This is a genomic window from Pantoea sp. BL1 (genome assembly GCF_000963985.1).
Lineage (GTDB): Bacteria > Pseudomonadota > Gammaproteobacteria > Enterobacterales > Enterobacteriaceae > Pantoea > Pantoea rwandensis_B.
Genome location: NZ_JZRH01000001.1, coordinates 251,606 through 261,259, shown reverse-complemented (window position 1 = coordinate 261,259; position 9,654 = coordinate 251,606). Strand labels below are relative to the sequence as shown.

Below are 9,654 nucleotides of genomic sequence, written 5' to 3'. Positions count from 1 at the left end.
TCCTTAACTGATCGGCATTATGGCGCTGGCCATCCTTTTTTTATGCACGCGACCCGTGCTGAATAGAGTTGACACACCGCACACACCGCACACACCGCACACATCGCACACATCGCACACATCGCACACATCGCACACACCGCACACACCGCATACACCGCACATGAAGCATTCACGCAGACCTTGTTATTACGGTGTCTGAGGTATGATTTCCGATGCGAAGCCTGTCGCAGAAAAAACGATTCCCCGACCTTTCATTTCCCTTTTGTTCAAGCCTCTGACAAAGTAGCGGCCCAATGGGCTGCGGGGGCAGCTGACATGCCTGTGGGAGGCAAAATGACCATCGGATCGGCCAGATGGCTGGGACTCAGCTACTTCACCTACTTCTTCTGTTACGGCATCTACTTACCTTTCTGGAGCGTCTGGCTCAAAGGCATAGGCCTGGATGCTGAAAAAATCGGCTTACTACTCGGTTGCGGCATGGTGGCGCGATTTGTCGGTAGCCTGATGATCGCCTCGCAGGTTAAAAATCCTTCTCAGCTGATTCTGGCGTTGCGGCTGCTGGCATTGATGACGTGCCTGTTTGCGTTAGGTTTCTGGATTGGCGGCCAATGGTTATGGCTGTTACTGGTCATGGTGGGCTTCAACCTGTTTTTCTCGCCATTGGTGCCGCTCAGCGATGCGCTGGCAGCGACCTGGACGCAGCAAATCGGCCTGGCTTATGGCCCGGTGCGGCTATGGGGTTCGCTAGCGTTTGTGATTAGCTCTGCGCTGACGGGGATGCTGGTGAGTGCCTGGTCATCACAGGCTATTCTGGCACTGCTGAGTGTGGGCTTGCTGGCAATGCTTAGCGGCATGATGTTAGTTCCTAAAACCCGGCCACAAGGTGATGCGCGGCAGGGGGCAAGCGGCGGTTGGGCGGCGTGGCGCGATATGCTACGAGAGAACGCGGTCTGGCGCTTTATGTTATGCGTGACGCTAATGCAGGGGGCACATGCAGCCTATTACAGCTTCAGTGCCATCTGGTGGCAGGAAGCAGGCTATTCCGCATCGGTGATTGGCTATCTATGGTCGTTGGGCGTGGTGGCGGAAATCGTCATATTTGCGCTGAGCAATCGTCTGTTTCGCCGTTGGAGTGCCCGTGACCTGTTGCTACTTTCATGCTGTTGCGCGTTAGTGCGCTGGGTGATGCTGGGGTCCAGCACCGCGCTGCCGCTGTTAATTGCTGCTCAGATTTTGCATTGTGGCAGCTTCACCGTATGTCACCTGGCGGCAATGCGCTTTATAGCCGCACGTCAGGGCGCCGAAGTGATTCGGTTGCAATCGCTTTATTCTGCACTGGCGATGGGGGGCGGGATTGCAGTGATGACAATGATCAGCGGCGTGCTGTTTACCCATTTACAGGGACATCTGTTCTGGGTGATGGCACTGGTGGCGCTTCCTGCATTGTTCCTGCGTCCGCGCGCCGCTTAAGCTTCCAGCAGTTGACGAATGCGCTGCTGCTGATGATAGCTTAGCGGCAGCTCGGCATGGATCAGTGGGGGGGAGAACAGCGGTAACGATGTGGCGTAAGGTGTGATCACCAGCGCCACGTCACGCGGTGCACCTTCTCGCTGAAAGTGCAGCATATCCTGATAAGTGATGTTGATGGGCAGCAGCGTTATCTCGCGGATTTGCTGCTCCAGTAATTGTTCCATTGCCGCATCCGCGCCGGTCAACAGCAGTACCTGCTTCTCCTGCAGTGCGCTATCCTGCATCAGCCAGGCCCCGAACAACACTGCCACCAGACTGACTTCTTCCGCGCTGAATTCCGTGCCGAAATCACTGCTGAAGTGGTAGAGCGCGCGTTCGGTGGTGCGCAGTAAACGTGGATAAAGACGCGCCACGTCCAATGCCACACTGTTATCGATCCCAATGGCAAAGTGACTGCGATCCAGCGCTTGCGCCAGATGCGTGAATAATTGCAATTTCAGCTCGTGCTGATTTTTGACGCGTGTCTGCGCCAGTTGTTCAAAGCGGGCGATTAACGCTTCTACGGCCAACATGAGTTGCTGCGCCTGGTGGTCTTCAAGCTGATTCCCATCCGGCGCATGAATCAAACTGAACAGCAGCGTCCAGAAGTCGGTTTCGCTAACGTCCGGCGCTAAATGGCAGCGTTTCTGCCAGTGGTGAATCACATCATCTGCGGCAGCACGCTCGGTTTTCGCTGCCAGCCATGCCCGCTGTTTTTCATTAAACAGTGCATTTTGCCGTTGGCACAGCGCGTATTTCATAAAGATTTGCAGGAACAAGCGATCGCGCGGCGTGAAATCGCGGCTCAGTCGCAGACTACAATGTTGAATTAACGCCTGCAGATTGGTTTCATCCCACAGCGCCTTTTCGATATTGAGGACTTTCAGGCGCTGACGCAGCACGGGAGCAAAATGTTCGCAGACGAAATCCTGCGACAGGCGCAGCGCGCGTCGCAGCCAATGGAGCAGGCAGAGCCGCCTGTCCAGTTCCGTCCCATGTATGCGGAAGCTGCCATCCACCATCTGGTGTAACTCCAGTTGATGGAAGCGCTGTATCTCATCACCGACATCCGCGATATCCTGTCGGGCAACGGCAGGATCAACACCATTTAACTGGCAGAGCTTTTCAAGCGTTAGCGCGGGAGCAGGCAGAAACAGTAGCAATAGCAGATGACAACGACGCTGGGCACGGCTGAAGAGTGGTGCAGATGAAGGTGCAGAACTCATCAATAGTATTATCCGCGGGTCATTTTTGAGCTAAGAATAGCTAACTCCACGCGGTAACCCTGCACTTTGTCGTGACTTTTGCTCAGAGCTTTTAGGCGGGTCACAGTTTTTCTGGACCAGTATAATCTTCACTTGAGAATTGTTACTTTATAACACATGAAAATTGCGCTTATTACTTTTACGCTGTTGTTCAGCGCAGCGGCCTGGTCACATCCGCACAGCTTTATCGATATGAAAACCGAGTTCGTTAGCGACAAAGATCATCTGACGGGGATGAAAATGGTGTGGACGATGGATGAAATCACCTCGGCCGATCTGCTTTACGATGCAGGCAAGGCGAAACCGGGCGATGTGGTATGGAAAAAGCTGGCGGCTCAGGTGATGGCGAACGTATTGGGCCAGCACTATTTCTCTGAAGTCTGGCAGGATAAAACGCGGGTGAAGTTCCTGAACTTACCTAAGGAGTACAATTTGTCGCGCAATGGCAATAAAGCGGTGCTGGAATTCATCGTCCCATTTGGTGAACCCCAGTCGTTGAGCGCAAAACAGTATCGCATTCAGACCTTTGACCCAAGCTACTTTGTTGATATGTATTACGATAACCCACAGGCATTAACCATGGACGACAGCGTCAAAGCACACTGTCAGATTGACCTGCATACCCCAAAACCGGATGACTCGCTCAAGCAATACGCGCTGTCGCTGGATAAAGCCGATGCGCCGCCGGAAGACATGGATCTTGGTCAGCAATTCGCGCAAACGGTAACCCTGACATGTCATTGATTTCACTGCCTTCTCGACCACGCCGTTTGTGGCCGCTATGGTTGCTGGCCGTAGTGATGCTGGCTGCCGGATTTACCTTGTGGCAGCATTGGTCGCAAATTTTGCTGCAAAGTGTGTTGTGGCAGAAAATCCTGAATCGAGAGATGACTCAACTCCTGCAGCAAGTCGCGGAACAGCCTCAGCAGGCGGGATTGACCTTGATGCTCTTCAGTCTGGCTTATGGTGTGCTGCACGCATTGGGTCCAGGGCACGGCAAAGTGGTCATCAGCACCTTTCTGGCAACGCATCCCGCGAAGCTGAAAACCAGCATGAAACTGACGTTATTGGCCGCACTCTTACAAGGTGGTGTGGCGATTGGTTTGGTCACAGTGATGCTGGTGGTATTGCAAACCTCATCGCGGCAGATGCATCTCGGCAGTTACTGGCTGGAGAAGGGCAGTTACCTGCTGGTAATGGCATTGGGCGTCTGGGTCGGTTGGCGCGCCTTGCGCGCTCTTTATCAGGGATTGCGTCCTGCGCCGCAAAAAATGCAGATCCGCGCCATTCGCCCGCATCATCAGCATGATGAACATTGCGGTTGCGGTCACGCCCATTTACCCAGTGCGGAACAGATGGAGCAGGCAGTGAGTGGCAAAACTCAGGCGCTGGTGGTGCTATCCATGGGCATGCGTCCCTGTTCTGGTGCCATCATGATGCTGCTGTTTGCCAAGGTGATTGGCGTTTATGCGTGGGGCGTGGCTTCTGCCATTGCGATGGCCATCGGTACCGCCGTGACCGTGTCTGCAATGGGTTTGTTAGTTCAGCGTTCGCGTCGCCTGGCCGAGAAGTTGGGCGCGGCAAACGGCGATTCGCAACGGGCGAAAGTCGTTATGTCTGCACTGGCGTTAACGGGTGGGGTAGTGCTGATGTTAGCGGGGTGGTTACTGTGGCAAAGTGCACAGCCGATGATGAGTAGCGGGTTGCGTCCGTTTTAACGACGAAAAAAAGGCGGATGTGATATCCGCCTTGTTTGTGCTTAGCGCTTCAGCGCTTCGCTCAGTTCTTCACGCATGGTCGCCAGCATGGCTTTCACAACGCGTGGGTTACCTGCAACGATGTTACCTGACATCATGTAACCGTGGTTGCCGGTGAAATCTGTCACCAGGCCGCCCGCTTCGCGCACCAGCAGTTCACCTGCGGCGAAATCCCATGGCTTCAGGCCGATCTCGAAGAAACCGTCCACACGGCCAGCGGCCACGTAAGCCAGATCCAGCGCAGCAGAACCGGTGCGACGGAAATCTGCACACTGGGTAAACAGTTTGCCGACGATGTTGATGTAAGGGGTCGCGTGCTGCTTCAGCTTGAACGGGAAGCCGGTCGCGAGGATGGTGCCATCCAGATCGCGCGCGGTGCTGCCACGCAGACGGTAGCCGTTCAGCTGTGCGCCCTGACCGCGTACAGCGGTGAACAGTTCGTTACGCATTGGATCGTAAACCACAGCCACTTCGGTGCGGCCTTTGATGCGCACTGCGATTGAAACTGAGAAGTGGGGTAAACGTTTAATGAAGTTGGTGGTGCCATCCAGCGGATCGATTACCCATTGAATGTCCTGATCATCACCCGCCAGTTCACCGCTTTCTTCGGTGATAATGGAGTGCTGCGGGTAGGATTTGCGAATCACTTCGACAATCAGACGTTCTGCGTCGCGGTCAACATTGGTAACGAAGTCGTTGCTGCCTTTCTGGCTGGCTTCGACAGCGTCCGGGGTTTCATAATTCTTGGCAATTAAATTTCCGGCCTTGCGCGCTGCGCGCACGGCGATGTTGAGCATCGGATGCATCGGTATCTCTCGCTGGATGTTAAAGAACGGGTGAAAACGGCGCGGAGTATATCAGGGTGTTCAGCAAATGTCCTGCTTTTATGCTAGGCTACGCGCCATCATTTTCTCACCGCTCACTATTATGCTGCAAAATATCCGAATCGTACTGGTAGAAACCTCGCACACTGGCAACATGGGCTCTGTCGCTCGCGCCATGAAAACCATGGGCTTAACCAATCTTTATCTGGTCAATCCGCTGGTCAAACCTGACTCGCAGGCGATCTCTCTTGCCGCCGGCGCCAGCGATGTGATTGGCGATGCAAAAATCGTGGATACGCTGGACGAAGCGATTGCGGGCTGTAGCCTGGTTGTCGGCACCAGCGCACGTTCCCGTTCGCTGCCCTGGCCGATGCTGGATTCACGTGAATGCGGTATCAAAAGCGTGGAAGAGGGCCAGCAGGCACCAGTGGCTTTAGTCTTTGGTCGTGAACGCGTGGGCCTGACCAACGAAGAGTTGCAGAAGTGCCACTATCACGTCGCCATTCAAGCGAATCCGGAATACAGCTCGCTGAACCTGGCGATGGCAGTGCAGATCATCGCTTATGAAGTGCGTATGGCATGGCTGGAGGCGCAGGAACAGGCCAATCCTCAGCCGCAAGAAGAAGAGTCCCCTTATCCTTTAGTGGACGATCTGGAGCGCTTCTATCAGCACATTGAAAAGATGATGCTGGACAGCGGCTTTATCCGTGAAGGCACGCCAAGCCAGGTGATGAGCAAACTGCGTCGTCTTTATACTCGCGCGCGCCCGGAACGTGATGAACTTAATATCCTGCGCGGTATGCTGGCTTCGTTCCAAAAGCCTAAAGGTGATAAGGGTAATAGTTGAGTAAAACAGTTGGTTAAATAGTTGAGTAAATTACTTGGTTAAATAGTTGACCGTTTTACTCAGGAATGGCAGACTGGCGTCAATTCATCAGATAGCCCGCCGATACCCGGACGGACGCTTACGAGGTTGTATGCTATGAGACTGACATCCAAAGGACGTTATGCCGTAACCGCTATGCTGGACGTTGCACTGCACTCAAACGAGGGCCCGGTGCCGCTGGCTGATATTTCTGAGCGTCAGGGCATTTCGCTCTCCTATCTGGAGCAGTTATTCTCACGTCTGCGTAAGCACGGTTTAGTGGCCAGCGTTCGTGGTCCGGGCGGTGGTTATCTGTTAGGTAAAGATGCCGGCGCGATTGCGGTTGGCGCGGTGATCACGGCGGTTGACGAATCTGTTGATGCCACCAAATGCCAGGGCAAAGAAGGCTGCCAGGGTGGTGAGCGCTGCCTGACTCACGTCCTGTGGCGTGATCTGAGTGAGCGCATCAGCGAATTCCTCAACAACATTACGCTGGCTGAACTGGTGAACAACCAGGAAATTCTGGATGTGGCTGACCGTCAGAACATGACCGACAACCGTCGCTTCCAGCAGCACCGTATGCAGGAAACCATTAACGTTAATCTGCGTGCTTAATCCCGTCTAAGCCCCCAACCCTTGATGATTCGAGGTGCAGGAAGGCGGCAAGCGAATGAATCCCCAGGCGCTTACATCAGTAAGTGACTGGGGGGAATTAGCGCAGCCAACGTACCTGCGGCTTGAGCATGACGGGTTCACACAGCCGGGGCTGAATCGTGCTATAAAGACGTATGATTTTTTATACGGAGTTTTAGCGCAATGAAATTACCGATTTACCTGGATTACGCAGCGACAACGCCTGCCGATCCGCGTGTCGCCACCAAAATGATGCAGTTCCTCACTTTGGATGGCACCTTCGGTAACCCCGCTTCCCGTTCTCACCGTTTTGGCTGGCAGGCTGAAGAAGCCGTTGATGTGGCGCGCAATCAGATTGCTGAGCTGGTCAACGCCGATCCGCGTGAAATCGTTTTTACTTCCGGTGCCACTGAAGCTGACAACCTCGCCATCAAAGGTGCGGCTCAATTCCATCAGGCACGCGGCAAACACGTCATTACCAGTCAAACTGAGCACAAAGCGGTGCTGGATAGCTGTCAGCAACTGGAGCGTGAAGGTTTCGACGTCACTTATCTGCAACCCGGCAGTGATGGCATTATTACGCCTGCAATGCTGGAAGCTGCGCTGCGCGACGATACCGTGCTGGTTTCCCTGATGCATGTGAACAACGAAACCGGCGTGATTCAGGATATTGCTGCGCTCGGCGCCTTGTGCCGAGCGCGTGACATTCTGTTCCATGTTGACGCCACCCAAAGTGTTGGCAAGCTGCCAATTGATGTCGTTGAATTGCCGGTGGATCTGATGTCGTTTTCAGCGCATAAGCTGTACGGCCCAAAAGGCATTGGTGCGCTGTGGGTGCGTCGTAAACCGAAACTGCAGATCGATGCGCAGATGCATGGTGGTGGACACGAGCGCGGTATGCGTTCCGGTACGTTGCCGGTGCATCAGATTGTTGGCATGGGCGAAGCGTACCGTATCGCACGTGAAGAGATGAGCAGCGAAATGGCTCGTCTGTCGGCTATGCGCGAACGTCTGTGGCACGGTATCAGCCGCTTAGAGAATGTGAAGATTAACGGTTCGCTTGAGCAGGGCGCACCGAATATTTTGAACCTCAGTTTTGCTCAGGTTGAGGGTGAATCCTTGATCATGGCGCTGAAAGATCTGGCGCTGTCATCGGGTTCTGCCTGTACCTCGGCCAGTCTCGAACCCTCTTATGTATTGCGCGCCATGGGTGTTGAGCAGGAACTGGCACACAGTTCACTGCGCTTCTCGCTGGGGCGTTTCACCACCGAAGAGGAAATTGACTACGCCATTGAGCTGGTCAATAAAGCGGTCAGCCGTTTACGGGCATTCACGCCCGCCACGTCCCGCTAATTCATGCACTCCCTTGCGCCGGTTCTGGCGCAAGGTGACACCTAACGCAAACGGAGCTACGCGATGACAACACAACCGATGACTATTACGCTCAGCTCCCAGGCCGCCGATGCGCGCTGGGGTGAAAAAGCACTGCTGAGCAGCACTGAAAGTGGCATGACCCTTCACCTGACTGGCGCCGATGCGCTGATGAGCATCCAGCGCGCAGGGCGCAAGCTGGACGGTCAGGGGATCCGCCACGTCGCACTGAGCGGCGAAGAGTGGGATTTGGAAAAATGCTGGGCATTTTGGCAAGGCTATCGCAGCCCGAAAGGCAAACGCCAGGTAGAGTGGCCAGCATTAAGCGAAAACGATCAGACAGAATTTGATCGTCGTCTTAAAATCGTTGACTGGGTACGTGACACCATCAACCTGCCTGCGGAAGACCTCAGCCCGGAACAACTGGCGCACAGCGCGATCGATTTGATCAGCGAAGTGGGCGGTGACGCAGTGAGCTATCGCATCACCAAAGGCGAAGATCTGCGCGAGCAGGGTTATGCGGGTATTCACACCGTGGGCCGTGGTTCAACCCGCGCACCTGTGCTGCTGGCGCTCGACTTCAATCCAAGCGGCGATGAAAATGCGCCGGTATACGCTTGCCTGGTTGGCAAAGGCATTACCTTTGATACCGGTGGTTACAGCCTGAAGCAGAGCGCGTTTATGGATTCGATGAAATCCGACATGGGCGGTGCAGCGACGGTGACTGGCGCGCTGGCGATGGCGATTTCACGTGGCCTGACCAAACGTGTGAAGCTGTTCCTGTGCTGTGCAGACAACATGGTGAGCGGTAACGCGTTCCGTCTCGGCGACATCATTCGCTATCGCAACGGCAAGACCGTTGAAGTGATGAACACTGATGCGGAAGGACGTCTGGTGCTGGCCGATGGCCTGATTGATGCCAGCGAGCAAAATCCTGAGTTACTGATCGATGCAGCAACTCTGACAGGTGCAGCGAAAACGGCGCTGGGCAACGATTATCACGCCCTGTTTACCTTTGACGATGTCCTGGCGGAATCACTGCTGGGTAGTGCAACCGGTGAAAATGAAGCCTTCTGGCGCCTGCCACTGGCTGAATTCCACCGCAGCCATCTGCCTTCAAACTTTGCCGATTTGAACAACATCGCGAGTCCGGCACATGCAGCCGGTGCCAGCAGCGCGGCGGCGTTCCTTTCTCACTTTGTGAGCAAGTATCAGCAGGGCTGGCTGCACATTGACTGTTCTGCGACTTACCGTAAAAGCGCGGTGGATCAATGGTCAGCCGGTGCAACCGGTCTGGGTGTGCGTACCATCGCCAATCTGTTACTGAAATAAAGCCGGTGCGCATGCTGCGTCAATCTTATCCAGGGTCGTCATTCGTGGCGACCACACAGCGCTAAAGCGGCAAAACTCGTGCATGAGCTTGCCGT

General features: G+C 54.7%; 9 protein-coding genes. 7 read left to right on the top strand and 2 right to left on the bottom strand.

Features of this window, described 5'->3' with window-relative positions:
• Positions 1-336 precede the first annotated feature (336 nt).
• Entirely contained in the window at positions 337-1,473 is a 1,137-nt protein-coding gene (locus VH86_RS01195) for a 3-phenylpropionate MFS transporter (RefSeq protein ID WP_045831634.1), read from the top strand.
• Here VH86_RS01195 and csiE read toward each other — a convergent pair.
• Complete coding sequence (csiE, locus tag VH86_RS01190; protein ID WP_045814928.1) at positions 1,470-2,738, bottom strand: stationary phase inducible protein CsiE; 1,269 nt, start codon at positions 2,736-2,738, stop codon at positions 1,470-1,472. The two genes, VH86_RS01195 and csiE, sit on opposite strands and share 4 nt — an antisense overlap.
• A 156-nt stretch (positions 2,739-2,894) precedes the next feature.
• Here csiE and VH86_RS01185 point away from each other — a divergent pair, with 156 nt between their 5' ends.
• On the top strand, positions 2,895-3,521 hold the full coding sequence (locus tag VH86_RS01185) for a DUF1007 family protein (RefSeq protein WP_038645388.1): 627 nt from the start codon (positions 2,895-2,897) through the stop codon (positions 3,519-3,521).
• Positions 3,512-4,495, top strand: coding sequence for a nickel/cobalt transporter (locus tag VH86_RS01180; RefSeq protein WP_045831628.1), 984 nt, complete (start codon positions 3,512-3,514; stop codon positions 4,493-4,495). Before VH86_RS01185 ends, VH86_RS01180 begins: the two co-directional genes overlap by 10 nt.
• Before the next feature lie 41 nt (positions 4,496-4,536).
• On the opposite strand, the gene suhB is transcribed toward VH86_RS01180, so the two are convergent.
• Entirely contained in the window at positions 4,537-5,340 is an 804-nt protein-coding gene (suhB, locus tag VH86_RS01175; RefSeq protein ID WP_034825653.1) for an inositol-1-monophosphatase, read from the bottom strand.
• A 121-nt stretch (positions 5,341-5,461) separates the two neighbouring features.
• Here suhB and trmJ point away from each other — a divergent pair, with 121 nt between their 5' ends.
• From trmJ to pepB, 4 genes are all read left to right on the top strand, one after another.
• Positions 5,462-6,205, top strand: a complete 744-nt coding sequence (trmJ, locus tag VH86_RS01170; protein ID WP_038649961.1) for a tRNA (cytosine(32)/uridine(32)-2'-O)-methyltransferase TrmJ — start codon at positions 5,462-5,464, stop codon at positions 6,203-6,205.
• Positions 6,206-6,340: 135 nt separating this feature from the next.
• The gene (gene iscR / locus VH86_RS01165; protein WP_038645393.1) at positions 6,341-6,838 is read left to right on the top strand and encodes a Fe-S cluster assembly transcriptional regulator IscR; all 498 of its coding nucleotides are present in this window, start codon (positions 6,341-6,343) and stop codon (positions 6,836-6,838) included.
• A 201-nt stretch (positions 6,839-7,039) separates the two neighbouring features.
• Positions 7,040-8,209: an IscS subfamily cysteine desulfurase gene (locus tag VH86_RS01160; protein WP_045831627.1), complete on the top strand. Its 1,170-nt coding sequence runs from the start codon at positions 7,040-7,042 to the stop codon at positions 8,207-8,209.
• Positions 8,210-8,272: 63 nt separating this feature from the next.
• The gene (gene pepB / locus VH86_RS01155; protein WP_045831626.1) at positions 8,273-9,559 is read left to right on the top strand and encodes an aminopeptidase PepB; all 1,287 of its coding nucleotides are present in this window, start codon (positions 8,273-8,275) and stop codon (positions 9,557-9,559) included.
• The last annotated feature ends 95 nt before the right edge of the window (positions 9,560-9,654 follow it).